Origin of the sequence: Comamonas flocculans (assembly GCF_007954405.1) — a bacterium.
Taxonomy (GTDB): Bacteria; Pseudomonadota; Gammaproteobacteria; order Burkholderiales; family Burkholderiaceae_C; genus Comamonas_C; species Comamonas_C flocculans.
Genome location: NZ_CP042344.1, coordinates 1,839,899 through 1,866,116, shown reverse-complemented (window position 1 = coordinate 1,866,116; position 26,218 = coordinate 1,839,899). Strand labels below are relative to the sequence as shown.

Annotated in this window: 31 protein-coding genes and 1 tRNA gene; 12 read left to right on the top strand and 20 right to left on the bottom strand. The window is 67.5% G+C overall.

The window, feature by feature from the left end:
• Positions 1-8: 8 nt before the first annotated feature.
• The 12 genes from sctQ (at position 9) to FOZ74_RS08955 (ending at position 14,220) form a co-directional block, all read left to right on the top strand.
• Positions 9-1,127 carry a type III secretion system cytoplasmic ring protein SctQ gene (gene sctQ / locus FOZ74_RS09010; protein ID WP_146912751.1) on the top strand — a complete coding sequence of 373 codons (1,119 nt, stop codon included), beginning with the start codon at positions 9-11 and terminating at the stop codon, positions 1,125-1,127.
• Positions 1,128-1,149: 22 nt separating this feature from the next.
• Positions 1,150-1,800, top strand: a complete 651-nt coding sequence (gene sctR, locus FOZ74_RS09005; RefSeq protein WP_146912750.1) for a type III secretion system export apparatus subunit SctR — start codon at positions 1,150-1,152, stop codon at positions 1,798-1,800.
• A gap of 78 nt (positions 1,801-1,878) precedes the next feature.
• Complete coding sequence (gene sctS / locus FOZ74_RS09000; protein ID WP_146912749.1) at positions 1,879-2,148, top strand: type III secretion system export apparatus subunit SctS; 270 nt, start codon at positions 1,879-1,881, stop codon at positions 2,146-2,148.
• A gap of 24 nt (positions 2,149-2,172) precedes the next feature.
• Positions 2,173-2,973, top strand: a complete 801-nt coding sequence (sctT, locus tag FOZ74_RS08995) for a type III secretion system export apparatus subunit SctT (protein WP_146912748.1) — start codon at positions 2,173-2,175, stop codon at positions 2,971-2,973.
• Positions 2,970-4,016 carry a type III secretion system export apparatus subunit SctU gene (gene sctU, locus FOZ74_RS08990; protein WP_146914145.1) on the top strand — a complete coding sequence of 349 codons (1,047 nt, stop codon included), beginning with the start codon at positions 2,970-2,972 and terminating at the stop codon, positions 4,014-4,016. Before sctT ends, sctU begins: the two co-directional genes overlap by 4 nt.
• Before the next feature lie 67 nt (positions 4,017-4,083).
• Positions 4,084-4,491, top strand: coding sequence for a type III secretion system chaperone family protein (locus tag FOZ74_RS08985; protein ID WP_146912747.1), 408 nt, complete (start codon positions 4,084-4,086; stop codon positions 4,489-4,491).
• Between the two features lie 11 nt (positions 4,492-4,502).
• The gene (sctC, locus tag FOZ74_RS08980) at positions 4,503-6,437 is read left to right on the top strand and encodes a type III secretion system outer membrane ring subunit SctC (RefSeq protein WP_255437536.1); all 1,935 of its coding nucleotides are present in this window, start codon (positions 4,503-4,505) and stop codon (positions 6,435-6,437) included.
• A 1-nt stretch (position 6,438) separates the two neighbouring features.
• The gene (locus FOZ74_RS08975) at positions 6,439-9,198 is read left to right on the top strand and encodes an MFS transporter (RefSeq protein ID WP_146912746.1); all 2,760 of its coding nucleotides are present in this window, start codon (positions 6,439-6,441) and stop codon (positions 9,196-9,198) included.
• Positions 9,185-10,222: an ABC transporter substrate-binding protein gene (locus FOZ74_RS08970; RefSeq protein ID WP_146912745.1), complete on the top strand. Its 1,038-nt coding sequence runs from the start codon at positions 9,185-9,187 to the stop codon at positions 10,220-10,222. Before FOZ74_RS08975 ends, FOZ74_RS08970 begins: the two co-directional genes overlap by 14 nt.
• A complete protein-coding gene (locus FOZ74_RS08965) occupies positions 10,219-10,977 on the top strand; it encodes a hypothetical protein (protein ID WP_146912744.1) in 759 nt (252 codons plus the stop codon). Before FOZ74_RS08970 ends, FOZ74_RS08965 begins: the two co-directional genes overlap by 4 nt.
• On the top strand, positions 10,974-12,158 hold the full coding sequence (locus tag FOZ74_RS08960; protein ID WP_146912743.1) for a hypothetical protein: 1,185 nt from the start codon (positions 10,974-10,976) through the stop codon (positions 12,156-12,158). The genes FOZ74_RS08965 and FOZ74_RS08960 overlap by 4 nt, the downstream gene beginning before the upstream one ends.
• On the top strand, positions 12,148-14,220 hold the full coding sequence (locus FOZ74_RS08955; RefSeq protein WP_146912742.1) for a PP2C family protein-serine/threonine phosphatase: 2,073 nt from the start codon (positions 12,148-12,150) through the stop codon (positions 14,218-14,220). Before FOZ74_RS08960 ends, FOZ74_RS08955 begins: the two co-directional genes overlap by 11 nt.
• Positions 14,221-14,330: 110 nt before the next feature.
• Here FOZ74_RS08955 and FOZ74_RS08950 read toward each other — a convergent pair whose 3' ends face one another.
• The 20 genes from FOZ74_RS08950 to FOZ74_RS08855 form a co-directional block, all read right to left on the bottom strand.
• The gene (locus tag FOZ74_RS08950; RefSeq protein WP_146912741.1) at positions 14,331-14,930 is read right to left on the bottom strand and encodes a hemerythrin domain-containing protein; all 600 of its coding nucleotides are present in this window, start codon (positions 14,928-14,930) and stop codon (positions 14,331-14,333) included.
• A gap of 588 nt (positions 14,931-15,518) precedes the next feature.
• Positions 15,519-15,595: transfer RNA gene (locus FOZ74_RS08945), tRNA-Met, on the bottom strand.
• A gap of 25 nt (positions 15,596-15,620) precedes the next feature.
• Positions 15,621-16,010, bottom strand: a complete 390-nt coding sequence (rplQ, locus tag FOZ74_RS08940; RefSeq protein WP_146912740.1) for a 50S ribosomal protein L17 — start codon at positions 16,008-16,010, stop codon at positions 15,621-15,623.
• A gap of 92 nt (positions 16,011-16,102) precedes the next feature.
• Positions 16,103-17,095: a DNA-directed RNA polymerase subunit alpha gene (locus tag FOZ74_RS08935; RefSeq protein WP_146912739.1), complete on the bottom strand. Its 993-nt coding sequence runs from the start codon at positions 17,093-17,095 to the stop codon at positions 16,103-16,105.
• Between the two features lie 112 nt (positions 17,096-17,207).
• Positions 17,208-17,831 carry a 30S ribosomal protein S4 gene (gene rpsD / locus FOZ74_RS08930; RefSeq protein WP_146912738.1) on the bottom strand — a complete coding sequence of 208 codons (624 nt, stop codon included), beginning with the start codon at positions 17,829-17,831 and terminating at the stop codon, positions 17,208-17,210.
• A gap of 95 nt (positions 17,832-17,926) precedes the next feature.
• On the bottom strand, positions 17,927-18,331 hold the full coding sequence (gene rpsK / locus FOZ74_RS08925) for a 30S ribosomal protein S11 (protein WP_146912737.1): 405 nt from the start codon (positions 18,329-18,331) through the stop codon (positions 17,927-17,929).
• A gap of 17 nt (positions 18,332-18,348) precedes the next feature.
• On the bottom strand, positions 18,349-18,714 hold the full coding sequence (rpsM, locus tag FOZ74_RS08920) for a 30S ribosomal protein S13 (RefSeq protein WP_146912736.1): 366 nt from the start codon (positions 18,712-18,714) through the stop codon (positions 18,349-18,351).
• A 21-nt stretch (positions 18,715-18,735) separates the two neighbouring features.
• Positions 18,736-18,849 carry a 50S ribosomal protein L36 gene (gene rpmJ / locus FOZ74_RS08915; protein WP_084301239.1) on the bottom strand — a complete coding sequence of 38 codons (114 nt, stop codon included), beginning with the start codon at positions 18,847-18,849 and terminating at the stop codon, positions 18,736-18,738.
• A 125-nt stretch (positions 18,850-18,974) separates the two neighbouring features.
• Positions 18,975-20,294, bottom strand: a complete 1,320-nt coding sequence (gene secY, locus FOZ74_RS08910; RefSeq protein WP_146912735.1) for a preprotein translocase subunit SecY — start codon at positions 20,292-20,294, stop codon at positions 18,975-18,977.
• A 16-nt stretch (positions 20,295-20,310) separates the two neighbouring features.
• Positions 20,311-20,742: a 50S ribosomal protein L15 gene (gene rplO, locus FOZ74_RS08905; protein WP_146912734.1), complete on the bottom strand. Its 432-nt coding sequence runs from the start codon at positions 20,740-20,742 to the stop codon at positions 20,311-20,313.
• A gap of 10 nt (positions 20,743-20,752) precedes the next feature.
• Positions 20,753-20,935, bottom strand: a complete 183-nt coding sequence (gene rpmD / locus FOZ74_RS08900; protein WP_146912733.1) for a 50S ribosomal protein L30 — start codon at positions 20,933-20,935, stop codon at positions 20,753-20,755.
• 26 nt (positions 20,936-20,961) lie between these two features.
• Positions 20,962-21,483: a 30S ribosomal protein S5 gene (gene rpsE / locus FOZ74_RS08895; RefSeq protein ID WP_146912732.1), complete on the bottom strand. Its 522-nt coding sequence runs from the start codon at positions 21,481-21,483 to the stop codon at positions 20,962-20,964.
• Between the two features lie 12 nt (positions 21,484-21,495).
• Positions 21,496-21,861, bottom strand: a complete 366-nt coding sequence (rplR, locus tag FOZ74_RS08890) for a 50S ribosomal protein L18 (protein ID WP_146912731.1) — start codon at positions 21,859-21,861, stop codon at positions 21,496-21,498.
• Positions 21,862-21,875: 14 nt separating this feature from the next.
• Positions 21,876-22,409 (bottom strand): 50S ribosomal protein L6, encoded by a 534-nt coding sequence (gene rplF / locus FOZ74_RS08885; RefSeq protein WP_146912730.1) that lies wholly within the window; start codon positions 22,407-22,409, stop codon positions 21,876-21,878.
• A gap of 22 nt (positions 22,410-22,431) precedes the next feature.
• Positions 22,432-22,827 (bottom strand): 30S ribosomal protein S8, encoded by a 396-nt coding sequence (gene rpsH, locus FOZ74_RS08880; RefSeq protein ID WP_146912729.1) that lies wholly within the window; start codon positions 22,825-22,827, stop codon positions 22,432-22,434.
• Positions 22,828-22,847: 20 nt separating this feature from the next.
• Positions 22,848-23,153 (bottom strand): 30S ribosomal protein S14, encoded by a 306-nt coding sequence (gene rpsN / locus FOZ74_RS08875; RefSeq protein WP_146912728.1) that lies wholly within the window; start codon positions 23,151-23,153, stop codon positions 22,848-22,850.
• An 8-nt stretch (positions 23,154-23,161) separates the two neighbouring features.
• Complete coding sequence (gene rplE / locus FOZ74_RS08870) at positions 23,162-23,701, bottom strand: 50S ribosomal protein L5 (RefSeq protein ID WP_146912727.1); 540 nt, start codon at positions 23,699-23,701, stop codon at positions 23,162-23,164.
• An 11-nt stretch (positions 23,702-23,712) separates the two neighbouring features.
• Positions 23,713-24,033, bottom strand: coding sequence for a 50S ribosomal protein L24 (gene rplX / locus FOZ74_RS08865; RefSeq protein ID WP_146912726.1), 321 nt, complete (start codon positions 24,031-24,033; stop codon positions 23,713-23,715).
• 12 nt (positions 24,034-24,045) lie between these two features.
• Positions 24,046-24,414 carry a 50S ribosomal protein L14 gene (gene rplN, locus FOZ74_RS08860; RefSeq protein ID WP_146912725.1) on the bottom strand — a complete coding sequence of 123 codons (369 nt, stop codon included), beginning with the start codon at positions 24,412-24,414 and terminating at the stop codon, positions 24,046-24,048.
• A 169-nt stretch (positions 24,415-24,583) separates the two neighbouring features.
• Positions 24,584-26,191, bottom strand: a complete 1,608-nt coding sequence (locus FOZ74_RS08855) for a glycerol-3-phosphate dehydrogenase/oxidase (protein ID WP_146912724.1) — start codon at positions 26,189-26,191, stop codon at positions 24,584-24,586.
• Positions 26,192-26,218: the final 27 nt, after the last annotated feature.

Below are 26,218 nucleotides of genomic sequence, written 5' to 3'. Positions count from 1 at the left end.
CACCGTTCATGAACGATCTGTCCTCGCCCGCATCGCCGCCCGCGCTCGAACGCCTGTCGCGCAACGAAGCCCAGGCGCGCACCACCATCGCCCAGCGCGGCGGCGCACTGGCGCTGCGTCTGGGCGGCCAGGCCTGGCAGGCGGATCTGCGGCCGCTGGCGGGTGGTGCCGCTCCTGCCCCACAGGACTGGATGCTGCAGGTCGAATGGGCCGGCGCCACGCTGTGCGTCTGCGTTCCGCCGGCCAGCGTGGGCGAGCTGAGCGCCCCCTTGCTCGACGGCGCGAGCCTCACCGAACTGCCCGCCGAGCTGGCGCTGGCCATGCTGGAGGCGGCCCTGGGCGACGTCTTCACCGCGCTGCGCACGCTGGGCCGCGGTGAGCCCCAGCTGCTGCAGGCCGCCACCGGTGCCGAGCTTCCGGCCGGCTGCAGGCATGGCGTGCAGGCCTTGCTGCGCCAAAGCGATGGTCCGGCGGCGCTGGATGCCACTCTGCACCTGGATGCGCTCGGCCTGCTGTTGCTGGCCGGCCTGCTGGTCAGGCGTGCGCCCCGCCCGCCCGCGCCACATGCCCTCTGGCCGCTGCGCCTGCCCGCCGAGATCGGCTGCACCCGGGTGACCGCACAAGAGCTGGCCAGCCTCGGCGCGGGCGACGTCGTGCTGCTCGACGTCAACCATGTGGACGCGCAGCGCACGCTCTGGCTCAGCGCAGATGGCCAGCAGGGCCTGCGCGTGCAGTTGCCCGCGCTCTCCCCGTACGAATCCGAATCCGAAGCTTCAGCCGGGCCTCAGGCGCAGCCGCCGCAGGCCCCCGTGCTGATCGTCACCCATGCCTGGAGTGCCACCATGCCCACCACCGAACCCGCGCCCGCCGAACCGCTGGACGCCGATGCCGAACTCGCTTCGCTGGACGCGCTGCCCGTGCGCCTGTCCTTCGACCTGGGCGAGGTGACGCTCACCCTCGCGCAGGCACGCGCGCTGCAGCCGGGACAAACTCTGGAGCTGGCGCGCCCGCTCTCGGGTGGCGTGCGCATCCGTGCCAACGGCGCGCTGATCGGCGAGGGCGATCTGGTGCAAATCGACGGCCAGCTGGGCGTGAGCGTGCGCACGCTCACGCTCCAGAACCCCTGAAGCGCAAGCACGACTGCCCTGCATGAACACCGGGTTCGACCCCATCACGCTGGCCCTGGTGCTGGCCCTGCTGGCACTGTTGCCCACGGTGGTGGTGGTGACCACTTCGTTCCTGAAGATCGCCGTGGTGCTGGCGCTGCTGCGCAACGCCCTCGGGGTGCAGCAGGTGCCGCCCAATCTGGCGCTGTACGGCATGGCGTTGATTCTCTCGGCCTACATCATGGCGCCGGTGGGCGTGCACATGGCCGACAGGCTCAGCGCCAACCCCGAGACCCTGGGCAGCGTGCCCGCACTGGTAAGCGGCGTGCGCGAAGGCGCAGAGCCCCTGCGTGAGTTCATGGCGCGCAACAGCAAGGTGGAGCAGCGCGACTTCTTCCTGCGCACCGCGCAGCGCCTGTGGGGGCCGGACCTGTCGGCCGGCATGACCGAGCGCGACTTCATGGTGCTGATGCCGGCCTTTCTGGTATCGGAGCTGACGGCGGCCTTCCAGATCGGCTTCCTGCTCTACCTGCCTTTCGTCGTCATAGACCTCATCGTCTCCAACATCCTGCTGGCCATGGGGATGATGATGGTCTCGCCCGTCACCATCTCGCTGCCGCTCAAGCTGTTTCTCTTCGTCATGCTCGACGGCTGGTCGCGTCTGGTGCAGAGCCTGATCCTGACCTATCTTTGATCCACAAAACAAATAGCTGCCGGCGCAAGCGGGGCAAGCGTTAGAGGCCGATTTCATCAATATTCCATTTGCCTGACCATGCAAACCGTAGACGTCGTCGCGTATTTCACACAAGCCTTGTATCTGGTGCTGTGGCTGTCACTGCCGCCGATCGCAGTGGGGGCGTTGGTGGGTACGCTGTTCTCGCTGTTTCAGGCGCTCACGCAAATCCAGGAGCAGACGCTGTCCTTCGGCATCAAGCTGATCGCGGTCACCGTCACGCTGCTGCTGACGGCGCGCTGGGTGGGGGGCGAGATGTTCAACTTCGGCGCACAGATCTTCGACGCGCTGGCGCTGGCGGGGCGCTGAGCCGGGCCGCCTGCAGGGAACCCGATGGACGCGCCGGTTACTTACGAAGACCTCAAGTCCTGGCTGCTGGCGCTGGCACTGTCACAGCCGCGCATCCTTGCCATGTTCATCGCCCTGCCCCTGTTCAACACCCAGGTGGTGCCCGGCCTGCTGCGCTTCGGCGCCGCCGGGGCGCTGGGCCTGCTGACGGTGCCGCTGCTGCACGCGCAACTGGGCAGCGCCGATCTGACCTCGCCCGCGGTCTGGACGTTGCTGGTGGTCAAGGAGGCCTTCATCGGCTTCGTGCTGGGTTACCTCGCGGCCATCCCGTTTTGGACCTTCGAGGCCGTGGGCTTTCTGATCGACAACCAGCGCGGGGCCAGCATCTCCTCCACCCTCAATCCGCTCACGGGCAACGACTCCTCGCCCATGGGCATCCTGATGAATCAGGCCTTCATCGTCTTCTTCCTGGTGTCGGGCGGCTTCGGCCTGTTGCTGGGTGGGCTGTACGACAGCTTTCGACTGTGGAGCGTCACCGACTGGGCGCCGCAGCTGCACCCCGACTCCGCCGCGCTGATGCTCGAGCAGCTCAACCGCCTGGTGCGCATGGCGCTGCTGCTGGCCGCGCCGGCGATGGTGGCCATGTTTCTGGCCGAGCTCGGGCTGGCGCTGGTCAGCCGCTTTGCGCCGCAGCTGCAGGTGTTCTTCGTCGCCATGCCGGTCAAGAGCGGACTGGCGGTGCTGATCCTGATTCTTTACGCCGCCTCGCTGTTCGACTACGGCAGCGACCTCGTGGATTCCGTAGGGCGCGCCGTGCCCTTCTTGAACGAGCAGTGGGGGCGCTGATGAGCGAAAAAACCGAACAGCCCACAGCCAAGAAGCTGCGTGATACACGCCAGAAAGGCGATGTCGCCTACAGCAAGGACTTCACCCAGACCATTCTGATTCTGGCCATCTTCGGCTACATGCTGGTGGCCGGCGGCAAGATCGTGGACGACCTGCTGGAGATGATTCTGCTGCCCGCCACCGTGCTGCAGATGAATTTTGCCGACGCGGCTAACGTGGTCAGCTCCGAGCTGCTCAAGGCCGCCACCTGGGTGCTGCTGCCCTTCCTGCTCATCATTCTGATCCTGGGCATTTTTGCCGACGCGATGCAGGTCGGCCTGGTGCTGGCTTTTGAAAAGCTCAAGCCCTCGGCCAAGAAGCTCAACGTCATCGCCAACCTCAAGAACATCTTCTCCAAGAAAAATCTGGTGGAGTTTCTCAAGTCGGCCATCAAGATCGGCTTTCTGTCGGCGCTCCTGTGGCTGCTGCTGCGCGACGCCTTCCCCATCATGACCAGCATTCCACAGGCCGGCCTGGCGGGCATGGGGCAGGTGATCGGCTCGCTGATCAAGACCATGCTGATCAACATCGGCCTGGCCTATGCCGTCATTTCGCTGGCGGACTTTGCCTGGCAGCGCTATTCGCACCGCAAGCAGCTCATGATGAGCAAGGACGAAGTCAAGCGCGAATACAAGGAGATGGAGGGCGACCCGCACATCAAGCACCAGCGCAAGCAGCTGCACCAGCAGATGATGCAGGAGGGCGCCGTCAACAGCGCGCGCAAGGCCACGGTGCTGGTGACCAACCCCACGCACATCGCCGTGGCCCTGCACTACGAGGAGGGCGAAACACCACTGCCCGTGGTGCTGGCCATGGCCGAAGGGGCGCTGGCCGAGCGCATGATGCGCGCCGCACGCGAAGCCGGCGTGCCGGTGATGCAGAACATCCCGCTCGCGCATTCCCTGATGGAACAGGCCAGCAGCGGCCAGTACATTCCATCGGAGCTTGTCGAACCGGTGGCCGAAGTCCTGCGGCTGCTGCAGCAAATGAAAGAACACGAATGAGAGCGCCCTGCGCCATTCCCCAATCGGCCTGCCGCGGCGCCGGCCACACCCGCTTCACGGAACACGCATGCTGACCGCTTCCCACCCCACTGCCGGCAACGCCCTGCTGGCCAGCTACGCCGCCACCGCACTGGGCCAGAGCGGGCCGCACGACGGCAGCCGGCTCAACCTCACGGTGGACGAGCGCTACCGGCTGCAGCTGCGCAGCCTGTCCGACGGACGCATCCAGGTGCGCTCGCGCCTGTGCGAGCTGCCCGAAGCCGGCCCGGCGCGCGACGAGCTGCTGCGCAGCATGGGCGCGCTCGCCTGCGGGCGCATCCAGGGCGCTGGCGCCGCCTGCGTGGTGGACGCCAGCGAGCGCGCGTTCTGGCTCAGCCAGACCGCGGCCGCCAGCTCGACGCAGGAAGTGGACGAGCTGGTCGGCGACTTCGTCAACGAACTGGCCTTCTGGGGCCAGGTGCTGTCCAGGCAATGAGGGCGCCGAACATGATGCGCGCCAATGCGTGGCACTGGGGCCGCCGCGCGACAGTGCTGGCAAGCCTGGTCGCGGTGTTGGGCCTGGCCGGGCCGACGGCCTACGCCAGCCCGCCGCCCTGGACGGACGACCCCTTCAACTACTACGCCGAGAAGCCCGTCTCGGTGGCCGAGGTGCTGCGCGACTTCGCCGGCTCCTTCAGCCTCGGGCTGGATCTTTCGCCGCAGATCGGTGGCAAGGTCAACGGGCGCTTTCAGGCGCGCAACCCCGGCGAATTCCTGGACCAGCTCGGCAGCGCCTACGGCTTTCAGTGGTTCACCCATGCTGGCACGCTGTTCATCAGCCGCACCAGCGAGATGAGCACGACCTCGATCAACGCCTCCGGCTCCAGCATGCCGGCGGTACGCAAGGCCCTGACCAGCCTGGGCGTGCTGGACGCGCGCTTCGGCTGGGGCGAGCTGCCCGAGCAGGGTCTGGCGCTGGTCTCGGGCCCGCCAGCCTACGTGGCGCTGGTGCAGCGCACCATGGCCAGCCTGCCGCCGCTGGGCGGGGGGCAGAAGGTGGCGGTGTTTCGGCTCAAGCACGCCTCGGTCGACGACCGCACCATCACCTACCGGGACCGACAGCTCACCACGCCGGGGCTCGCCCGCGTGCTGCGCGCATTGATCAGCGGCGGCGACGGCGGCGCCGCCACCGACGTGATCCCGATCGGGGCCGACAGCGAAGCCGTCAACCGCCTGGCGGCGCCGCTGCGCGCCAGCGGCAACCCGCAGGCCGCGGCGCTGCCGCCCAGCAGCCACCAGCTCGCCCCCATCGCCCCCTTGTCCGGCGGCGATGCGCACAAGACGGCGGCGGCCACGGCCGAAGGCGCGGACCCGGCCGCGTCCGCCAGCGCACGCCTGTCCAGGCCCTCCATCCAGGCCGACTCGCGCCTGAACGCGCTGATCGTGCAGGACACGCCCGACCGCCTGCCGATGTACCAGGCCTTGATCGAGCAGCTTGACGTGCCCACCGCGCTGATCGAGATCGAGGCCATGATCATCGACGTGAACTCCACGCGCCTCGATGAACTGGGCATCGCCTGGGGCGGGCGCAAGGGCGGCGTGGCAGCGGGTTTTGGCGACGTCTCGCCAGCGGCCGGGGCGCTGACCATATCGGGCGCCGCGCGCAGCGCCAACATCAACACCAACAGCGTGGTGCTTGATGCGGGCAACTACCTGGTCACGCGCATCCGCGCGCTCGAAGGCATAGGCGAAGCCTCGATCCAGTCGCGCCCGTCCATCCTCACCATAGACCACACCGGCGCGCTGCTCGACCTGTCCGAAACCTTCTATATCCGCACCACCGGCGAGCGCGTGGCCACGGTCACCCCGGTCACCGTGGGCACCACGCTCAAGGTCACACCGCACTACATCGAGCGCGACCGGCTGGGACCGACCATCCAGCTCGACGTGGACATCGAGGACGGACAGATTCAGGACCGCCAGGTCGACGGCCTGCCCACGGTGCGGCGCAGCACCGTCAGCACCCAGGCCATCGTGGGCGAGAGTCAGACCCTCCTGATCGGCGGCTACAACACCCAGCAGACCGTGCATTCCAACGACCGGATCCCGGTGCTCGGAGAAATCCCGCTGCTCGGCAGCCTGTTTTCGCACAAGGTGGACAACCGCCAGGTGCGCGAGCGCCTCTTCCTCATCAAGCCGCGCGTGGTGGCGCTGCCCGAGTCGGAACCGCGCGGCGCCGGGCCGGCGGCGCGCATCGTCGCTCCGCCGGGGCGCGAGTTTCCGGGCGAGTCTGCCGACGCGTACATGGACGATCCGTCGCGCGACGAAGCCTCGCGGCTGGTGAACCCTCCGCCCGCGCCGGCCCGCCTGCCCGATCGGATGGAGCCTTCCGGCAACTACGCACCAGGGACGGATCTGCGGCCGGCATCGGGAGAGTTCTGAGATGCGCTCCGACGGCACACGCACGCCCGCGGGGCACGCAGCCGGGGCCTGGAGCCACGGCATGTCGGCGTTTCGCGTGGCTGCGCCGGTCGCCTGGCTGCTGGTGCTGCTGTCGGCGCTGCTCATCGGCCTGCGCATCGAACAGGTGATGCTGGAATTTGCGCAAAGCCGCAGCCTGCGCACCGCCCAGCGCGTCAGCGACCAGATCGCCTTCGGCTACCGGCTGGGGCTGGGTCTGCATGACCAAACGCAGCTGCCTGTGGTGCTGGCACGCCAGGGCGCCCAGGACACCGAGCTGGTCGGCGGCTGGGTCGCCACCGGCGACGGCGAGGTGGTGGCCGAGCTCGGCCAGTCGGCCGGCCGCTACGCCGGTGCGCTGCACGGCAGCTGGACCGCCCGGCTCATGGGCTCGGGCAACCATGCGGATGCGCCCGTGGCATCGCTGGTACGCCAGCAGGGCGCGCAGATGTTCGTCGGCACGGCGCTGCTCGACCCCTCGGGCCATCGCGCCGGGGTTCTGTGGCTGGTCTATGACCTGAGCGCCTTGCGGGCGGCCGCATGGTCGGTGATCCGGCCACTGTGGCCTTACGCCCTGGCCGTGGGCATGCTCCTGTCGCTTGCGCTCGGCGGTATCGGCATGGCCTGGGCCCTGCTCACGGGCCGGCGCCTGCGGCAGGCGGGCTCGGCGCTCGGCGCTGCCGAGCCCGAAGACGCCCTCCACCTGCCTGAGCTCGAGCGCGCCGCGCCCGGTGGCCGGCGCGCCGGCGCCTTGCTGGCGGCGGCCATGCTGCTGAGTTTTGCCGCCCTGACGCTGCTGGCCTGGCAGGGTCGCCAGCTGGCCAAGCCGCTGCTGCTCGAGCAGATCGACCGCAACGCCCGCTCGGTGCTCAGCATGGCGCAGGAACAGGTGCAGCGTGCGCTCTCGCTGGGCATTCCCGCCGACAGGCTGGTGGGCGTGGATGCCATGCTCCAGGCCGAGCTCGAAACCGCCCCCGAAGTGGCCTTCCTTGCCTGGCAGAGTTCGCCCGACAGCGCCCCGGTACTCGTCAGCCAGACCAGGGCGAGCGCGAGCGAGGCAGCCCGGGCGCTGGCCGCCGCGGGCGAGGGCGACACGGCCTTTCGCCTGGTGCGGCAAACGGTGACCGCGCTGGCCGGTGGGGGCGCGGCAGCGGGCAGCGACGCCAGCCTGAGCAGCGGCACCACGTTTGCCTACATCGATGCACGCGTGCGGGCCGTGCTGATCGATCTGGCCTTTGCGATTCTGGTCGGCCTGGTGCTGGCGCGCGAGATGCTGGGCGCCACCTGGCAGCGCTCGGTGCTCAAGCCCTATCTGGATTTTTCCGTGCTCTGGGCGCAGTGGTGCCGCCAGGCGCGCAGGTTGCGCCTGCAGGCGGACGTCGCCCACCGCGCGGGCACGCAGCGGCTGCACGACTGGTGGCAAGACATCCGCCAGACGCTGCAAGACCTGGCTGCGCAGGCCGCCTCCGTGCTGCGCGGCGAGCAGCCCAACGCCCGCGCCATGGCGCTCACGCGCATACGCCTGCTGGTCTTTCTCACCGCGCTCTCGGACGAGCTGCTGCGCCCCTTCTTCACCGTGTTCGCCTCGGAAATGCAGCCGCCGGGCCTGGCCATTTCACCCACCACGGTGGCGGTGCTGCCGGTGGCCACCTTCATGCTCACGCTGGCGCTGGCGCAGCCGCTCGGGCCCTGGCTGGCCCGGCGCGTGGCCATGCGCTGGGCGCTGTTTCTGAGCTCGCTCGCCGGCGCTGCGCTGCTGCTGGCCACGGCCTGGGCGCAGGACGCGGCCACGCTGATGCTGCTGCGCGCGGGCAGCGGGCTTGCCTACGGCCTGCTGCTCATCCTGGCGCAGACGGCCATCGTGCGCCTGACCGACAGCCGCAGCCGCGGGCGCGGCCTGGTGGAGGTGGCCGCCGCGATCGTTGCCGCAGGCGTCTGCGGCCCGGCGCTGGGCGGCCTGCTGGTGCAGCGGCTGGGCACCACTCTGGCCTTCGCCGCCTGCGCGCTCTGCCTGGGCATGGCGGCGCTGGTCAGCATCAGCCTGCCCCGGCTGCAGCACGAAAGCAGCGACGTCCCGCCGGCATTGGGTTGGCGCGGCATGGCGGCGATACTGCGCAACCGCCAGGTGATGGCGGTGACCTGGTACGCTGCGGTGCCGGCCCGCCTGGCCGCGGTGGCGTTGCTGGTGGTGGTCACGCCGCTGTACCTGCAGGCACAGGGCGAGAGCGCCGCGGTGTCCGGGCGCGTGCTGCTGGCCTACTTTCTCGCATTCATGATCGTGGCGCCGCTGGTGGCGCGCTGGTCTGACCTGAGCGGGCAGCGCCGCTCCTGGGTCGTCTGGGGTTGCGCGCTCTCGGCCCTGGCCTGCGGCCTGATGGTGCTGGTGGGTGGCGCCTGGGGAGCGGCGCTGTGCTGCGCGCTGCTTGGGGTGGCGCAGGCTTTTCAATCGGCGCCGCAACTGGTGCTGGTCACCGAGGCCTTCGAGGCATCCAGCGCGCAAGCGCAAGGCGCCAGCCTGGCGGGCGCCCAAACCGTCACACCGGCGCAGGCGCTCGCGGCGTTTCGCTTCCTGGAGCGCGTGGGCAGCATCCTCGCGCCCTTCGTGGTGGCGCTGGCGGTGGCGCGGCTGGGCATGGACGGCGCAGTGCTGGTGGTGGGTGCGCTGCTCGCCCTGGGTACGCTGGGTTTGATGACAGGCTTGCGCGCCGCGCAGGCCGACGGAGTGAAACATGCAATGGCTTGAAGCCCGGCAGCGTCCGGGCGCCGCCCTGATCCTGGCGGCCCTGCTGGCGGCCAGCGTGCCGATGCGTGCGCCGGCGCAGACGCCGCAGCCAGCCGCGGCGCCGGGCTACCACATCGTGATGGTGCTGCCGCACCGGCCCGAAAACACCGAGGCCGGCTTTCAGGACTACCTGCTCAAGCGCAACCTGAACGTGAAGATCGACACCGTGGTGTATTCGGGCCGCGCCGAAGACGGGCCGGCCACGGTCGAGAAGGTGCGTGCGCTGGCGCCCGACCTCATCTACACCTGGGGCACGGGCACCACCCTGGCCATGGCCGGCAAGCACGACGCCGGCCCGGACCAGCACATCCGCGACATCCCCATCGTCTTCACCGAGGTGACCGACCCCGTGGGCTCGGGCCTGCTCAGGCAGACCAACCCGCCGGGACGCAATGTCACCGGCGTCAGCCACGTGGCGCCCGTGGCGGTGCAGTTGAACGCGATGCGCGGCTACCTGCCCTTCAAGCGCCTGGGCTACATCACCAACCCGGCCGAATCCAATACCGTGGGCGTGGCCGATGAACTGCGCCGCATGGCGGGCGGCGAGGGCTTCGAGCTGCTGGAAGCGGCACTGCCGCTGGACGCGAGCGGCCAACCCCAGGCCCAGGCGCTGCCCGCGCTCATCCGCGGGCTGCGCGAGCGCGGCGCCGACCTGCTCTATGTCGGCCCCAGCACCTTCCTTGCCTTCACGCACCGGGATTTGGTATCAAAAACGGCAATTTCCGAAGGCCTGCCTACGTTTTGCGCTACAGAGAGCATAGTCCGCAAGGCATCCTGCATGTTCGGCCTGTTCGCCAACGGCACCAATGTGGGGCGCTTCGCCGGCTACAAGGCGGCGCAAATCCTGGTGGACAAGACGCCTGTGGAGCGCATCCCCGCCGAATCGCTGCAGCGCTTTTCGCTGCTGATCAACATGGGCACGGCCAAGGCGCTGGGCCTGTATCCGCCGCTGGCGCTGCTGAACGTGGCCGAGGTGGTGCAATGAACCCGGGGCCCGAGCAGCTGCCCCGCCCGCGCCCCGGACTCGCTGCCTGCGTGGAGCTCGCCTGGCGCTGGTGGCTGATGGCCATGCTGGGCCTGCTGCTGCTGGTGGCGTTGCTCGCCGGCCTGCAGCGCGCGCAGGCCCAGGGCCTGCGCGAAGCGCGACTCGAGATCGCACTGCAGTCCCTGCGTGAACGCCTGCAGACCAACCTGGCGCTGGGCTTCGATCTGGCCGGCAGCCACCAGGCCCAGGCCATGCTGGAAGACCTGTTGGCCGACGACCCCACGCTGGTCGCGGCCGAGGTGTTCGACGCCGGCGCCATCTCCCTTTTCAGCACCGACCGCGGGGCCATCGGCGAACAGGTTCCGGCCGAATGGCTGCTGGCCAGCACCGGGGCACAGGCTGGCGTGGCGACGGATGCGCAGGCCGCTTCCCTGACCGCCTGGCGCGTCGTCGGCGAAGAAGACTTCACGCTCGGTCTTCCCGTGCACGGGCCATTTGGCGAGCTCGCGGGGCAGGTGTGCATCACTTCGGCGCTGGCGCCCCCCCCCTCGCCCTGGCCGGTGCTGGCGGCCGCGCTGGCGGCGGCGTTCGGCCTCACCCTGGCCACCCTCGTATTGGCCAGGCTGTCGCTGCGCGCGCTGGCATCCGCTCGCGATGAGGCCCTGATGGATCAGGCCGCCACACGGCTGCAGCGGGCCGAACAGCGCATCGCTGGCGCGCTCGATGGTCTGGCGCAGGCGCGGGAGCCGCTGTGAAGCGCCGCGGCGGCCCGCCTGTGCATGCTGCGCGGCGCTTTGCCCTGCGCGGCCTGGTACTGCTGTGCCTGGTCTTTCTGGGCCTGAGCTGGGTGGCGGTGCACCAGCTGCAAGGCATGGCCATCCAGGAGGCCGAAGGCCGCGCCCGTCTGGTGGCGGATGGCATGGCGCAGCAGGTGCAACATGCGGTGCAGGTGGGCGTGCCGCTGAACGAGCTGGTGGGAGTGACGGCCTTGTTCGAACACCGCCTGCAGGCCTTTGACGACCTGCTGGCAGCCAGCCTGCACGACAGTCGGGACCAGGTCTTGCACCAGCGCGCGCGCGGCAAGACGGGCGCGGCCGCACTTGCCGTCCAGGCCCCGGTGACCGTCAGCGGCATACCGGTGGCGCGCATCCATGTACTGTGGCGCGAACCCGCCACGGCCACGCTGTTGACGCTCTGGGCAGTGCCCCTGGTCGCACTGCTCGCTTTCACCGGTGCGCTTGGGGCCGAGGGCCTGCGCTACAGCCTTGCGGGCGAGGTCTTGCATCGCGAGCGCATCGTGGCCGCGGCCTGCAGCCGCATAGGCGCTGGGGACTTCGCCTTTCGCCTGCCCCGCCTGGGCCGGCGCGAGTTCGATGCCCGTCTGCCCTGGCTCAGGGCGCAGTTGCGCCATGTCAACGAGCAATTTGAACGCCTGCAACGCCTGACGCAGTCGCTGCGGCGTACCGAGCCCGAGCAGACCAAGCGCGCACTGCTGGACGAAGGCCTGGCAAGGGTCGAAGGCCGCGACCAGTATTCGCAGATGCCGGCGCTGGTCTTGTCCGACCTGCCAAGCCGCACCGCACGTGCGCGCTGGCGCGGCCTGTGGCTGGGCCTTGCAGCGTGGCTGCTGGCGCTGGCCGGCACCGGACTGCAGCCGCTGGGCCTGCTGGCGCTGGGCTTGGGTCTGCTGATGCTGGTGGCGCTGCCGGCCACGCGCCGCCAAGGCCGGTCGGCTGGGCTGGGCCTGCTGCTGGGCGGCGTGGCCCTGGGCCCGGGCCTGTGCCTGCTGGCGCTGCAGGTCTGGGCGCCGCAAGCCATGGCGCAGCTGGGCGGCTGGGGCCGCGGCGCTCTTGTGTTCTGCGCCCTGGCTGCCGTGGTGCTCCCTTGGCTGCCCACACCGGGCCGCTGCCCTGCGGAGGGCGCGGATGCCGCTTAGAACACGCATCACCTTGCTGGCCCTGATCGCCGCCATGGCGCTGGCGTTGATGGTGGGCGCAATCGCCTGGCAGCGTGATCGGGTCTTGAGCGAGCGCTACCATGGGGTGTTGCTGCAATCGCAATCCATCGCCTGGAGCCGACTGCAGGACGAATCGGGCGCGGCCCTGCGCGCCGGCGTCGCGGCCACCCTGCAACAGGCGTCGCTGGAGCGCGCCTGGCAGGCCAGGGACAGGCAGGCGCTCAACGCCCTGGTGCGTCCGCTGCTGGAGCAACACCCGGGTTGGCGCGCCGACTGGTTCGACGAACAAAGGGCTCTGGTGCAGTCGAGTTCGAGCAGCCTGCTGCAAGACGCGATGGTCGATGCCGGCTGGCTCAGCCGTGCGCTTTCAGGCAGCGCACCGCTGCTGGGTTTGAGCCAGGCTTCGCGCGAGCTTTATTACCTGGTGGCCACGCAAAGCTTTGGCCCGACGGGCGCGCGCGGCGTGCTCGCCCTGGGGCAGGACCTGAGCGAGCTGCTGCCGCAGATGGCGCATGCGATAGAGGGCGAGAGCTTCGTCGTCAACCTGCGCGGACGCGAGGTGACAGGAACGCAGGTGGGCCTCGCGCAAGCCGAAGGTCTGGCGCAGACCGTGCGCCACGCCCGGGTGCTGGAGGGCCAGAGCGCCAGCGGCCGCCATTGGCTCACGGCGACCCTGCCGCTGATCGGGCCCGACGGGCGGCCCATAGGGTCGCTGCTCTCCGTCTGGGATACCACCGCCCAGCGCAGCATCGACCGGCGCATGCAGGCGCTGGCCGTGGCAGGCATCGTGCTGCTGATCGGGCTGCTGGGCTTTGCGCTGTCCTTCGTCCTGCGCCGGGCCTTGCGGCCGCTGGATCGCTCCGTCGGCGTGCTGCGCGCGCTGGCTCAGGGCGACCTGCGCGCCGCGCCCGATGAAGACGACCAGGAGTTGCCCGACGAAGCCGGGCAGATCGCGCGCGGCGTGGCGGCGCTGCGCGGCGAGATGATCAACCTGCGCATGCTGCGCGACGAACGCGGGCGCGTGCGACAGCAGCAGGAGCGCTTGATACGCCGCGAACTGCGCCAGCTCGCGGGCAGCCTGGATGAAGAATCGCGCACCGAAGTGCTGGCCGCGCTGGAGCCCGTGCAGGACACCGAAGACGACAACGCCCTGGCCGGCCTGGCCAATACGCTGGGGCGCCTGTCCGGGCTGGTGGTGAGCCAGCAGGACAGGCTGATCGACCTGCTCAAGCGCCTGCGCAAGGCCATGGCCGAACAGGAGGTCTTGATCAGCCTGCGCCAGGAGCTGGAGATTGCGCGCACCATGCAGCTGTCCATCCTGCCACGCACCGAGCCCGAGACCGGAGCGGTCCACGTCTCGTCGCTGATGATTCCTGCCAAGGAGGTGGGGGGGGACTTCTACGACTACTTCCTGCTGGAGGACAACCGCCTGGCGCTGGTGATCGCCGACGTTTCGGGCAAGGGCATACCGGCGGCCTTCTTCATGGCGATTTCACGCACGCTGCTCAAGAGCATCGCGCAGTTCCTGCGCGAGCCCGCCGACATCATGGCCAGGCTGAACGACCGGCTCTGCGCGGAGAACGAGCAGATGATGTTCGTCACCACCTTCCTCGGCGTGCTGGACCTGGACACAGGCCGTCTGGATTACGTCAACGGCGGGCACAACCCGCCGCTGCTGCTGCGTTCGGGCGGCGAGGTGCAGATGCTGCCGCAGGGCCAGAACATTGCGCTGGCGGTGGTGGAAGGCATGCCCTTCAAACCGGGGACGCTGGCAATGGCGCGGGGCGACACCCTGCTGCTGTACACCGACGGCGTGACCGAAGCGGCGAACGCCGCCGGCGAGCTGTTTGGCGAGCCGCGGCTGGTGCAGGCGGTCAGCGCCCGCAGCGCCAAGGCCCGGGCCTTGCCGCAGGACATCCTGCAGGCGGTGCGCGACTTCGAGTCTGGCGCGGCGCAAGCCGACGACATCACCGTGGTTGCCGTACGGTATCTGGGTGCGACAGGCGGCGCAGGCGGCGGCCAGGAAGCGCCTGCGGGTTGAAGAAAACTTTGCGGCGCTTCAGCGCCGGACGCCGCAGGTATTGCATCGGCCACGGCCTGTGCCCTGTCGAGAGGCTGCACGTCGGCGCCAGCACCGGACGATGCACGAGGTCACCGGGCCGCAGCCAGCTCCTGGCGCAGGCCTATCGGGCTGGGTGTGCAGTGCACGATGCGCTGGAACAGCCGCTCGTGCTCCGGCGAACGATAGGCGTCGCCTCCGAGCGGATCCTGGTTGGCCATGAAAGCCTCGTCGATGCGCGCCCAATCCTCCGCCGTGAGAACCTTGTTCGCCGCGGGGAGGATCAGGGTCTCTTCCAGCCGCATGTGCTCGAGGTAAAAGGTGATGTAGCTGTTGAGCGCCTGGGTAAACGCCGGGCGCCGCCCTTCGCCCATCAGCTCCCAGGCCAGCAGCTGGTGCTGCAGTTCGCGCACCGTGCGCTCGCCGTCCAGGTGCTCGCGCTCGAGCCGCTCGAGCAGGGGCACATGCTCAGGCGCCCGTGCGAGCAAGGGCGCAAACAGGAAGCGGGACTCCTTGGGGTGGTGGTCTTGCTCGGGTACCTCGTCGATGTAGAACAGCATCGCCCGCATGGCGTCGAAGAACGCCTGCGGATCGTCTTCGGGGCCGCGCTTGAGCATCATGCGCAGCGAGCGCAGCACGGCAGCAATGGAAAAATGCTCTTCACAAATGATGCGCAAGGCAACCGGCTCCATGGCAAGGCCCCGAAAGTGTGTGCAAAGCGTCAGTATGGCGAGCAGCCTGTGCGAAGACCATGATCCATGTCAAGAAGCAAAACACCCGCAGGAGCGGGGAGGCCAACAATCGTCGCAGCGGGTTGCGGCGCCCCCTTCTTCTGCTGCAAGGTCGCCAGGCATCGAACGCGCAAGGACACCGGCCTTGGCCTGCAACCGGGTCATGTGACGGCCCCTTGAAGGGCTGCCGCAGAGCTAACTGACGTCCTTTCGGCCTCGCGCGGCAGGAAACCCGGCCGTGAAGATCTTTCCGGGGGCGCCACGGCACTGATGGTTCCGGCGGCGGCTGAAGCCCGCTCTCTGCTCGTGTCCCAACACATGGTGCAAGTCCCCAGCTCCGGACAGGGCTGAGATGCGCAGTACGCGACGAGCCACAGCGGCCCGCTTAAAAGCCGGGCTGTAGTCCCCACTGCATGCGCTTGGTCCTTGATTCCATGAGACCTTCCTTCCTGGCAGAAAAAGGTGTCAACCGGGGCAGGACGGGTCACGCAGACACAAAAAAGCCCACCGAAGTGGGCTTTCGAATTCAAGCGAGGCGCTTGATCTGATTGGTTGCGCGGGAAGGATTTGAACCTCCGACCTTTGGGTTATGAGCCCAACGAGCTACCAGACTGCTCCACCGCGCGGTAAGCTGGCTATTGTAGCAGGGTTTCAGGCCTTGGCTTCGTCGCCGGAAGCGGGCGCTGCGCGGTCCACGAGTTCCACGTAGGCCATGGGAGCGTTGTCGCCCACACGAAAACCCATCTTCAGAATGCGGGTGTAGCCGCCCGGACGGGCCTTGAAGCGCGGCCCCAGGTCGGTGAACAGTTTGGTGACGCTGTCGCGGTTGCGCAGACGCGCAAAGGCAAGGCGGCGGTTGGCCACGGTGTCCTGGCGTGCCAGGGTGATCATGGGCTCGACCACGCGGCGCAGTTCCTTGGCCTTGGGCACAGTGGTCTTGATGGCCTCGTGCTCGATGAGCGAGTTCATCATGTTCTGCAGCATGGCCTTGCGATGGGCGCTGGTGCGGTTGAGTTTGCGCAGTCCGTTTCCGTGACGCATGGTGCTTTTCCTTCTTTACGCTTGTTATGCAGGGGGCCGTATCAGGTACCTCCCGCGGCACTTGGGCGGCAGAGGTGCCGCCCGATTCTCAGTCAACGCTTTTCAAGCCCTGCCGGCGGCCAGTTTTCCAGGCGCATGCCCAGGGTCAGGCCACGCGAGGCGAGCACTTCCTTGATCTCGTTGAGCGACTTGCGACCCAGGTTGGGGGTCTTGAGCAGCTCGTTTTCGGTGCGCTGGATCAGGTCGCCGATGTAGTAGATGTTCTCGGCCTTGAGGCAGTTGGCCGAGCGCACGGTGAGCTCGAGCTCGTCGACCGGGCGCAGCAACACCGGGTCGAAGGTGGCGGCGCCGGTGCGCGCAGCGGAGGCGCCGGCCTCGAAGGGGTCGCCGCCATCGAGCTGGGCGAACACCGCCAGCTGCTCGACCAGGATCTTGGCCGAGGTGCGCACCGCCTCTTCGGCCGTGAGCGTGCCGTTGGTTTCGATGTCGAGCACCAGACGGTCCAGGTCGGTGCGCTGCTCCACGCGGGCGCTCTCGACCGTGTAACTGACGCGGCGAATGGGCGAAAAGGAGGCATCCATCACGATGCGCCCTATCGTCTTGTTGGGCTCGTCCCCGTGCCAGCGCTGGTTGCCGGGGACGTAGCCACGGCCCTTTTCAACCTTGATCTGCATGTCCAGCTTGCCGCCGGCCGACAGCGTGGCGATCGGATGCTCGGGATTGATGATCTCGACGTCGTGCGGCGTCTGGATGTCGCCGGCCACGACCACGCCCTCGGCGTCCTTGCGCAGGGAGAGCGTGACCTCGTCGCGATTGAAGAGCTTGAACACCACGCCCTTGAGGTTCAGCAGGATGTTGATGACATCTTCCTGCACGCCGTCGATGGCGGCGTATTCATGCACCACGCCGGCAATCGACACCTCGGTCGGCGCATAACCATCCATGGAAGACAGCAAAACCCTGCGGATGGCGTTGCCCAGCGTATGCCCGTAGCCGCGCTCGAACGGTTCGAGCTCGACCTTGGCACGGTTGGCACTGACCTGCTCGACGTTGATGGTCTTGGGTTTGAGCAAATTGGTTTGCATGCGGACTTCCTCTCAATGCCCCCGGCTCGTTACACCGGTAAGGCTGATGAAGCGCCAGCACCGCGATGCCTCGCGGTGTGGAACGATTGCAAAATGCCTGCGGAACTGGCGATCAGCGCGAATACAACTCGACGATCAACGACTCATTGATGTCTGCGCCGAACTCGTCGCGATCGGGCACCTTCTTGAAAACGCCCTCGACCTTGTCGGCATTCACTTCCACCCAGGCGGGGATGCCGACCTGCTGGGCCAGCTGCAGCGCTTCGCCGATGCGCGCCTGCTTCTTGGACTTCTCGCGTACCGCGATCTGGTCGCCTTCCTTCACGAGGTAGGAAGCGATGTTCACCGACTGGCCGTTGACCGTGATCGCCTTGTGCGACACGAGCTGGCGCGCCTCGGCGCGGGTGGAGCCGAAGCCCATGCGATAGACCACGTTGTCCAGGCGCGATTCGAGCAGCGACAGCAGGTTGGCACCGGTGTTGCCGCGACGGCGCTCGGCCTCTTCGAAGTAGCGGCGGAACTGCTTCTCCAGCACGCCGTACATGCGCTTGACCTTCTGCTTCTCGCGCAGCTGCAGGCCATAGTCCGAGGTGCGCGAGCCGGAGGTGCGGCCGTGCTGGCCCGGCTTGGAGTCGAACTTGGCCTTGTCCGCAATCGAGCGACGCGCGCTCTTGAGGAACAGGTCGGTGCCTTCACGGCGGGAGAGTTTGGCCTTGGGGCCGAGGTAGCGTGCCACGGGGGTTTCCTTGATTGGGGGATCTGCTGCGGGTCGGGCCGCAGGAGCCACCTTCGCGCCAGGCGATGGGTGGCGGTGGGCTTAGGGGAGAAAAATCAGATGCGGCGGCGCTTCTGCGGGCGGCAGCCGTTGTGCGGCACCGGGGTCACGTCGGAAATCGAGGTGATGCGAATGCCGAGGGCGCCAAGCGCGCGCACCGACGAATCACGGCCGGGGCCGGGACCCTTGATCTGCACGTCCAGGTTCTTGATGCCCTGCTCCATTGCGGCACGGCCGGCCATTTCCGAAGCCACCTGCGCGGCAAACGGCGTGGACTTGCGCGAACCCTTGAAGCCCTGGCCACCGGAGGACGCCCAGGACAGGGCGTTGCCCTGGCGGTCGGTGATCGTGATGATGGTGTTGTTGAACGAGGCGTGCACGTGGGCCACGCCGTCGGAGACGTTCTTGCGGACCTTCTTGCGTACGCGCTGCGCGGCGTTGCTGGAGGGAGATTTGGCCATATGGATCTTTCAATACCTTATTTCTTCAGCGTTGCGGCGCCCTTGCGCGGGCCCTTGCGGGTGCGCGCATTGGTGCGGGTGCGCTGGCCGCGCACCGGCAGACCGCGACGGTGGCGCATGCCGCGATAGCACCCGATGTCCATCAGGCGCTTGATGTTCATCGTGGTTTCGCGACGCAGGTCGCCTTCGAGCGTCAGCTGCGCCAGCTGGTCGCGGATCTTCTCGAGATCGGCGTCCGTCAGGTCCTTGACCTTGGTCGAGTAGGCGATGGCGCAGGCGTCGCAGATCTTGCGTGCGCGCGAGCGACCGATGCCATAGATCGCCGTCAGGCCGATTTCGGCGTGCTGATGCGGCGGGATATTGATACCAGCGATACGAGCCATTTGCGTCCTCTAATCGTTCAATCAACCTTGGCGCTGCTTGTGGCGCTGGTCGCTGCAGATCACGCGCACCACACCCTTGCGGCGGATGATCTTGCAGTTGCGGCAAATCTTCTTTACGGAAGCCGACACTCTCATTTCTTTCTCCTGGGCAATGCGAACGGCACTCTCACCTTGAGCCGCGCCGATTCCTAAAGCGCTCCGGCCTGCCGCCCTGTGCGTTTTGCAGAACCGAGTATTGTATACGATCACTTCCCATCAGGCTAGCCATTGATGGTGGTGCGGAAATTCGCCTTCTTGAGCAAGGATTCGTACTGCTGGCTCATCAGGTAGCTCTGCACCTGGGACATGAAGTCCATGGTCACGACCACGATGATCAGCAGCGAGGTGCCGCCAAAATAGAACGGCACGTTGTAGCGAAGGATCAGGAATTCCGGCAGCAGGCATACCAGGGTGACATAGATGGCACCGACGAAGGTCAGGCGCAGCAGGATCTTGTCAATGTACCTGGCGGTGTTTTCGCCCGGACGGATGCCTGGAATGAAGGCGCCGCTCTTCTTGAGATTGTCTGCCGTCTCGCGGCTGTTGAATACCAGCGCCGTGTAGAAGAAGCAGAAGAAGATGATCGCGCCCGCATACATCATCACGTAGATGGGCGAACCCGGCGTGAGCGTGCTGGACAGGTCCTTGAGCCAGCGCATGGATTCGCCGGTGCTGAACCAGTTCACCACCGTCGCGGGCAGCAGGATGATGGACGACGCGAAGATCGGCGGGATCACGCCCGACATGTTCAGCTTCAGCGGCAGGTGCGAGGACTGGCCACCATAGACCTTGTTGCCCACCTGCCGGCGCGCATAGTTGACCAGGATCTTGCGTTGGCCCCGCTCCACGTACACCACGAAATAGGTCACCAACACCACCAGCGCCACGATGAACAGCGAGATGATGATGCTCATGGCACCCGTGCGTACCAGCTCCAGCAGGCCGCCGAGCGCGCTCGGCAGTCCGGCAACGATGCCGCCGAAGATCAGCAGCGAAATGCCGTTGCCCAGCCCCCGCTCGGTCATCTGCTCGCCCAGCCACATGAGGAACATGGAGCCCGCCGTCAGGCTGACCACTGCGGTCACGCGGAAGCTGAAGCCCGGCTCTATCACCAGACCGGGGGTGCTCTCCAGCGCCACGGCGATGCCCAGCGACTGGAACAGGCACAGGCCAAGCGTACCGTAGCGCGTGTACTGGGTGATCTTGCGCCGCCCCGACTCGCCTTCCTTGTTCAGGGCTTCGAACGTCGGTATCACGTAGGTCATCAACTGCATGATGATGGCCGCCGAGATGTAGGGCATGATGCCCAGAGCGAAGACGGTGAAGCGCTCCAGCGCACCGCCGGAGAACATGTTGAACAGGTTGAGGATGCCGCCCTGCTGGCTGTTGAACAGCTGCGAGAGCTGGTTCGGGTCTATGCCGGGCACGGGAATGTGCGCGCCGATGCGATAGACCACCAGGGCGAGCAGCAGAAATACCAGCCGGCGACGCAGGTCGCCGAACTTGCCGGTCTTTGCCAGCTGGGCCGCGTTGGTTGCCACGATGCGCCCGGCCCCCTCAGGCGACGCTGCCGCCGGCGGCTTCGATCGCCGCCTTTGCGCCTGCGGTCGCACCGACGCCCGTCAGCTTGACGGCCTTGCTCAGGCTGCCGCTGTTGATCACCTTGACCACACGCGCGATCTGGCCGACGAGGCCGGCCTGCTTGAGCGTGGGCAGATCGACCTCGGCGGCGCCCAGGCGCTCCAGAGCGGCGAGGGTGACTTCAGCGTTGTACTTGAGCGAAACGGATTTGAAGCCGCGCTTGGGCAGTCGGCGTTGCAGCGGCATCTGGCCGCCTTCGAAGCCGACCTTGTGAAAGCCCCCGGAACGCGACTTCTGACCCTTGTGGCCACGGCCTGCGGTCTTGCCCAGGCCCGAGCCGATGCCGCGGCCTACGCGACGCGGCGCATGCTTGGCACCGGCAGCGGGCTGGATGGTATTGAGTTTCATGATCGACCTTTCAGACAATCTTCACCAGGTAGGCGATCTTGTTGATCATGCCGCGCACCTCGGGCGTGTCCTTGAGCTCGCTCACGCTGTTGAGCTTGCGTAGACCCAGCCCGCGCACAGTGTCGCGATGGGATTGCTTGGTGCCTATGGGACTGCGTACCAGTTGCACCTTGAGAGTCTGCTGTGTAGTCACTGTATGCCTCGATTCGGTTGCCGGCATCAGGCGGCGAAGAGGTCTTCGACCGACTTGCCCCGCTTGGCGGCGATTTCCGCCGGCGTCGTGGAGCGTGCCAGCGCGTCGAAGGTGGCGCGCACCATGTTGTAGGGATTGGACGAACCGTGGCTCTTGGCCACGATGTCGGTGATGCCCATGACCTCGAAGACCGCGCGCATCGGGCCGCCGGCGATGATGCCGGTGCCCTTGGGGGCCGGTGCCATCATCACCGTGGCGGCGCCATGGCGGCCGACCACGTTGTGGTGGATGGTGCCGTTCTTGAGCGACACCTTGACCATGCGCCGGCGCGCCTCTTCCATGGCCTTCTGCACGGCCGAGGGCACTTCCTTGGACTTGCCCTTGCCCATGCCCACGCGGCCATCGCCGTCACCGACCACGGTCAGGGCGGCAAAACCGAGTATGCGACCACCCTTGACGACCTTGGTGACGCGGTTGATCGCGATCATCTTCTCGCGCAGACCGTCGTCGCGCTCGTCGTTTTGCATCTTGGGTTGAAACTTTGCCATTTTCCGCTCCGCTCAGAACTGCAGACCCGCTTCACGGGCTGCTTCCGCCAGGGCCTTGACCCGGCCGTGGTAGGCATAACCGGCGCGGTCAAACGCCACTTTTTCGACACCCGCCGCCCTGGCCTTTTCGGCAATGCGCTTGCCGACGACCGAGGCCGCGGCCGCATTGCCGCCCTTGCCTTGGCCGCCCAGGGCTTCGCGCACTTCCTTTTCGGCGCTGGACGCACTGGCCAGCACCTTGGTGCCGCAGCCGGAGATCACGGTGGCGTAGATGTTCAGGTTGGTGCGATGCACGGTCAGGCGCACCGCGCCCTGCTGGGCAATGCGGATGCGGGTCTGGCGGGCACGGCGCTGACGCTGCTGTTTCTTGTCTAGCATGATGGTGCAGCTCCTTACTTCTTCTTGGTCTCTTTGATCACGACCGTCTCGTCCGCATAGCGGATGCCCTTGCCCTTGTAGGGCTCGGGCGGACGCACGGCGCGGATCTCGGCGGCCAGCTGGCCCACCACCTGGCGGTCGGCGCCCTTGAGCACGACCTCGGTCGGCGTCGGGCAGGCCACGCTGATGCCGGCGGGCATCACGAAGTCCACGGGGTGGGAATAGCCCACGCTCAGATTGAGCTTGTTGCCCGAGGCCGTCGCCTTGAAGCCCACGCCGATGAGCGTGAGCTTCTTCTCGAAGCCACGGCTGACGCCGACCACCATGTTGTTGACCAGTTGGCGCACGGTCCCGCTCAGGGCATTGGCTTCGCGGCTTTCGTCGGTCGGCGAGAAGCTGAGCTTGCCGCCGTCGCTGGCCACCTTGACCAGGGCGTTCTGCGGCACGGACAGCGTGCCGCCCGAACCCTTGACCTGGATGTGGTCGGCAGTAATGGAAACATCCACCCCCGAAGGAATGGCAATTTGTGCTTTGGCTACGCGAGACATTGCGGTATTTCTCCTTTGCGCGTCAGGCGACGTAGCACAGCACTTCGCCGCCCACGCCGCTGGCGCGCGCCTTGCGGTCGGTCATCACGCCCTGGGGCGTGGTGACGATGGCCACGCCCAGGCCGTTCATGACCTGCGGGATGGCGCTGCTACCCTTGTAGACACGCAGACCGGGGCGGCTGACGCGCTCGATGCGCTCGATCACCGGACGACCGGCGTAGTACTTCAGCGCGATCTGCAGCTCGGACTTGCCGCCTTCGCTCTTGACCTGGAAATCCTCGATGTAGCCCTCGTCCTTCAGGACCTGGGCGATGGCCACCTTCACCTTGGAGGCGGGGGCCGACACCGTGGTCTTGGCGACCATCTGGGCGTTGCGGATGCGGGTCAGCAGGTCGGCAATGGGATCACTCATGCTCATGGTTCAACTCCTGCTTGTGCTTACCAGCTCGCCTTGATGACGCCCGGGATGTCGCCGGCAAAGGCCAGCTCGCGCACCTTGGCGCGGCCCAGGCCGAACTGGCGGAAGGTGCCGCGCGGGCGCCCGGTCATCTCGCAGCGGTTGCGCTGGCGCGTCGGGTTGGCGTTGCGCGGCAGCTTCTGCAGCGCCAGGCGCGCAGCGTCGCGCTCCTCGGTGCTGCGCTTGGCATCGGCGGCAATCGCCTTGAGTTCGGTGTACTTGGCGGCGTACTTGGCAGCCAGCTTCTCGCGCTTGCGTTCACGCTCGATCAAACTTTTCTTGGCCATGCGCTACCTCAGTTCTTGAAGGGGAAACGGAACGCCGCCAGCAGCGCCTTGCATTCGGCATCGGTCTTGGCGGTGGTGGTGATGCTGACGTTCAGACCACGCAGCGCATCGACTTTGTCGTACTCGATTTCCGGGAAGATGATCTGTTCCTTGACGCCGATGTTGTAGTTGCCACGGCCGTCGAAGGCACGGCCCGAGACGCCGCGGAAGTCGCGCACGCGCGGCAGCGCCACGGTGACGAAGCGGTCCAGGAACTCGTACATGCGCACGCCGCGCAGCGTGACCATGCAGCCGATGGGCTGGCCTTCGCGTATCTTGAAGCCCGCGATGGCCTTCTTGGCCTTGGTCACCACGGGCTTCTGACCGGCGATCTTGGCCAGGTCCGCCACGGCGTTGTCCATCACCTTCTTGTCCGCGACGGCCTCGCCCACGCCCATGTTCAGCGTGATCTTGCTCAGGCGCGGCACCTCCATCACGGAGCTGTAGCCGAACTTTTCCTTGAGTTCGCCCGCGATCTTCTCGCGGTAGAGTTTTTGCAGTCGTGCCATCTGTGTTTACCTCAGGCGGTGGCGATTTCGGCGCCGTTGGACTTGTACACGCGCACGCGCTTGCCGTCGTCCTGCACCTTGATGCCCACGCGATCGGCCTTGCCGGTCTGGGCGTTGAAAATGGCGATGTTGGACTGGTGGATGGGCATGGCCTTTTCGACGATGCCACCCGTGGTGCCCTTCATCGGATTGGGCTTGACGTGCTTCTTGACCAGGTTCACGCCCTCGACCAGGAGGTGCGTCTCGCTGGCGCGCGCCGTCACGGTGCCGCGCTTGCCCTTGTCGCGCCCGGCCAGGACGATGACCGAGTCACCCTTGCGAATCTTGTTCATGGGAGGCCTCTTTCAGATCACTTCGGGAGCGAGCGACACGATCTTCATGAACCGCTCGGTGCGCAGCTCGCGCGTGACCGGGCCGAAGATGCGGGTGCCAATGGGCTCCAGCTTGGCGTTGAGCAGCACGGCGGCGTTGCCGTCGAACTTGATGAGCGCGCCGTCGCTGCGGCGGATGCCCTTGGCGGTGCGCACCACCACCGCGCTGTAGACCTCGCCCTTTTTGACGCGGCCACGCGGAGCGGCTTCTTTGACGCTCACCTTGATGATGTCACCGACGCTGGCATAGCGGCGCTTGGAGCCGCCCAGCACCTTGATGCACTGCACGGTCTTGGCGCCGGTGTTGTCGGCAACCTCTAAACGAGATTCTGTCTGGATCATTGCAATATTCCCAACTTGCACCGGCTCGGCCGGACAGTCTTGGGCCCGTCGTCCGCCCGGGCAAATGGCTTTGCCTGGGCTTGCCGCTGGGCAAGAAGTCTCGTGCAAAAGGCACGAAGCCGCGCATTATGGCAGCGTTTTGCAGGCCTTGCAAGAGACTTGCGATTTTTCAGGCGGGCAACCGTGCATAGCCGCGCGCCAGCGCGAGGAAGTCGTCCACCGGCACCGGTCGGCCCAGCTCTTCCCCCAGGATGGCCGCCACCGCCGGCGCCAGCCCGCCCGCCAGGCGCGCGTCGAGGAACAGCATGCGGCTGCGCCGCGCGAGCACGTCCTCGACGCTGCGCGCATATTCGTGGCGCGCGGCAAAGCGCACCATGGCTTCGCTCAAACCCGGCGCAAGCCAGTGCTCTGCCCCGGGCAGCGCCTGGACGCTGGGTGCTTCGCTGCCGTACAGATGCAGGCCCGGCGGCTCGCTCAGCGCGTGGGCGCTGGCGCCTTGCATCGCGCCCACCAGCGCCAGCTCGCGCGTGACGCCGCCCGGGCGCGTGTCGAGCAGGCCGTGCTGCATGCATTTGTCCAGCACGTCTTCGGCCATGGCGCGGTAGGTCGTCCACTTGCCGCCGGTGACGCTCACCAGGCCGCCGGGCTCGACGAGCACGGTGTGCTCGCGGCTGACCGAGCGGGTTTGCGCGCCCGAGAAATGGCGCGGCTTGACCAGGGGACGCAGGCCGGCCCAGCAGCTGCGCACGTCCTGCGGCTGCGGGGCCCGGCCGAGGTAGCGGGCGGACTCGCGCAGCAGGAAGGCGACCTCTTCGGGCAGCGCGCGCGGCTCCAGCGCCGCATGTTCGCGCTCGGTGTCGGTGGTGCCTATCAGCAGCTTGCCCAGCCAGGGCACGGCAAACAGCACCCGCCCGTCGGCGGTCTTGGGCACCAGCAGCGCATGCGGGCCGGGCAGGAAGTCCTGGTCGACGACGATGTGCACGCCCTGGCTGGGCACGACCAGCGGGGCGTGCCGGGCGGCCTGGGCGTGCGCGTCCATGGCGCGCACCTCATCGACCCAGACGCCGGTGGCGTTGACCACGGCGCGCGCCCGGACTTCGAACTGCCGCCCGGTTTCGGCGTCTTCACAGGCCACGGCGGCAAGCCGGCCGCCTTCGTGCCGCAATGCGCGCACCGGGCAGTAGTTGAGCACCAGCGCGCCGCGCGCGGCGGCGGTGCGCGCCAGGGCCAGCGCCAGGCGGGCGTCGTCGAACTGTCCGTCCCAGTAGGCGACGCCGCCCTTCAGGCCCTCGGCGCGCAGGCCGGGCAGCTTGCGCAGCGCCCCCATGCGCGAGAGAAATTCGGTGGGGCCGAGCCCGGCGCGCCCCGCGAGCACGTCGTACATCTTCAGGCCCGTGCCGTAGAACGGCGTCTCCCACAGGTGGTAGGACGGCATGACGAAGCCCAGCGGCTGCGCCAGATGCGGCGCGTTGCGCAGCAGCGTGGTGCGCTCGTGCAGCGCTTCGTGCACCAGCGAGATGTTGCCCTGGGCGAGATAGCGCACACCGCCGTGCGCCAGCTTGGTGGCGCGCGAGGACGTGCCTTTGGCGAAGTCGTGCGCCTCCAGCACAACGGTGGAAAAGCCGCGCGCCGCCGCATCCAGCGCCACGCCCAGGCCGGTGGCGCCGCCGCCGATGACGAGCAGGTCCCAGGTGGGCGCCTGCTGCAGCCGTGCCAGCAACTGCTGCCGATCGGCCGGGGCCGCCTCCGATGTGGCTGTCGTCTGTGTGGATTTCATATGCTTGTCGCCTGCTTGACCTATCCT

Coding starts and splice junctions, on each gene's coding strand:
- FOZ74_RS08955 (WP_146912742.1), top strand. CDS start 12,148: ATGCCGCTTAGAACACGCATCACCTTGCTGGCCCTGATCGCCGCCATG.
- rplR (WP_146912731.1), bottom strand. CDS start 21,861: ATGCTAGACAAGAAACAGCAGCGTCAGCGCCGTGCCCGCCAGACCCGC.
- FOZ74_RS08985 (WP_146912747.1), top strand. CDS start 4,084: ATGCTGACCGCTTCCCACCCCACTGCCGGCAACGCCCTGCTGGCCAGC.
- FOZ74_RS08855 (WP_146912724.1), bottom strand. CDS start 26,191: ATGAAATCCACACAGACGACAGCCACATCGGAGGCGGCCCCGGCCGAT.
- FOZ74_RS08950 (WP_146912741.1), bottom strand. CDS start 14,930: ATGGAGCCGGTTGCCTTGCGCATCATTTGTGAAGAGCATTTTTCCATT.
- FOZ74_RS08975 (WP_146912746.1), top strand. CDS start 6,439: ATGCGCTCCGACGGCACACGCACGCCCGCGGGGCACGCAGCCGGGGCC.
- rpsE (WP_146912732.1), bottom strand. CDS start 21,483: ATGGCAAAGTTTCAACCCAAGATGCAAAACGACGAGCGCGACGACGGT.
- rpsH (WP_146912729.1), bottom strand. CDS start 22,827: ATGAGCATGAGTGATCCCATTGCCGACCTGCTGACCCGCATCCGCAAC.
- rplF (WP_146912730.1), bottom strand. CDS start 22,409: ATGTCTCGCGTAGCCAAAGCACAAATTGCCATTCCTTCGGGGGTGGAT.
- sctS (WP_146912749.1), top strand. CDS start 1,879: ATGCAAACCGTAGACGTCGTCGCGTATTTCACACAAGCCTTGTATCTG.
- FOZ74_RS08935 (WP_146912739.1), bottom strand. CDS start 17,095: ATGCAAACCAATTTGCTCAAACCCAAGACCATCAACGTCGAGCAGGTC.
- FOZ74_RS08970 (WP_146912745.1), top strand. CDS start 9,185: ATGCAATGGCTTGAAGCCCGGCAGCGTCCGGGCGCCGCCCTGATCCTG.
- rpsN (WP_146912728.1), bottom strand. CDS start 23,153: ATGGCCAAGAAAAGTTTGATCGAGCGTGAACGCAAGCGCGAGAAGCTG.
- FOZ74_RS08965 (WP_146912744.1), top strand. CDS start 10,219: ATGAACCCGGGGCCCGAGCAGCTGCCCCGCCCGCGCCCCGGACTCGCT.
- rplN (WP_146912725.1), bottom strand. CDS start 24,414: ATGATCCAGACAGAATCTCGTTTAGAGGTTGCCGACAACACCGGCGCC.
- sctQ (WP_146912751.1), top strand. CDS start 9: ATGAACGATCTGTCCTCGCCCGCATCGCCGCCCGCGCTCGAACGCCTG.
- rplO (WP_146912734.1), bottom strand. CDS start 20,742: ATGAAACTCAATACCATCCAGCCCGCTGCCGGTGCCAAGCATGCGCCG.
- sctC (WP_255437536.1), top strand. CDS start 4,503: ATGATGCGCGCCAATGCGTGGCACTGGGGCCGCCGCGCGACAGTGCTG.
- rplQ (WP_146912740.1), bottom strand. CDS start 16,010: ATGCGTCACGGAAACGGACTGCGCAAACTCAACCGCACCAGCGCCCAT.
- rplE (WP_146912727.1), bottom strand. CDS start 23,701: ATGGCACGACTGCAAAAACTCTACCGCGAGAAGATCGCGGGCGAACTC.
- rplX (WP_146912726.1), bottom strand. CDS start 24,033: ATGAACAAGATTCGCAAGGGTGACTCGGTCATCGTCCTGGCCGGGCGC.
- rpsK (WP_146912737.1), bottom strand. CDS start 18,331: ATGGCCAAATCTCCCTCCAGCAACGCCGCGCAGCGCGTACGCAAGAAG.
- rpmJ (WP_084301239.1), bottom strand. CDS start 18,849: ATGAGAGTGTCGGCTTCCGTAAAGAAGATTTGCCGCAACTGCAAGATC.
- sctR (WP_146912750.1), top strand. CDS start 1,150: ATGAACACCGGGTTCGACCCCATCACGCTGGCCCTGGTGCTGGCCCTG.
- sctT (WP_146912748.1), top strand. CDS start 2,173: ATGGACGCGCCGGTTACTTACGAAGACCTCAAGTCCTGGCTGCTGGCG.
- rpsM (WP_146912736.1), bottom strand. CDS start 18,714: ATGGCTCGTATCGCTGGTATCAATATCCCGCCGCATCAGCACGCCGAA.